Source organism: Flavobacterium orientale (assembly GCF_014638005.1).
GTDB lineage: Bacteria > Bacteroidota > Bacteroidia > Flavobacteriales > Flavobacteriaceae > Flavobacterium > Flavobacterium orientale.
On sequence record NZ_BMFG01000045.1, the window covers coordinates 1 to 549 of the forward strand.

The 549-nt window shown below is 65.8% G+C and carries 1 pseudogene; it reads right to left on the reverse strand.

Going from position 1 to position 549, the window contains the following annotated elements:
- Positions 1–549, reverse strand: a pseudogene (locus IEV15_RS14565) (PQQ-dependent dehydrogenase, methanol/ethanol family); the annotation flags it as partial.

Genomic DNA, 549 nt, shown 5'->3' on the forward strand with positions numbered 1-549 from the left:
GATGATCCCCGACGGCGTCTTGAACTTGTAAAGCTCCTCGCCGGTCTCGGCATCAACCGCCTTCAGGTAGCCTTCGAGCGTGCCGTAGAACACCACGTCCCCCGCGGTCGCCATCGCGCCCGACCAGACCGAGAACTGTTCCGGCAGCGACCACTTGATCTCGCCCGCGACGGCGTCCCAGGCGATGAAGTTGCCCATGCCGCCATGGCTGCCCGGCGCCGGGAACATCGACAGCGTCGCGCCGACATAGGGCTGGCCGGCCGAATAGCTGACGCGGAAGGGCTCGTAATCCATGCAGACATGGTTGGTCGGCACGTAGAACAGGCCGGTTTTCGGCGAGTAGGTCGAGGGCTGCTGGTCCTTGGTGCCAAGGGCCGCAGGGCAGATGCCGGTGGTGTTCACGTCCTCGCCGTTCTGCGCGGTCGAGTATTCGGCCACGACCTGCGGGCGGCCATACTGGTCCGACGCCGGGTCCATCTCGACATGGGTGGCCCAGTTCACGGCGGGGTCATACTTCTCGGCCACCAGCAGTTCGCCGGTTTCGCGGTC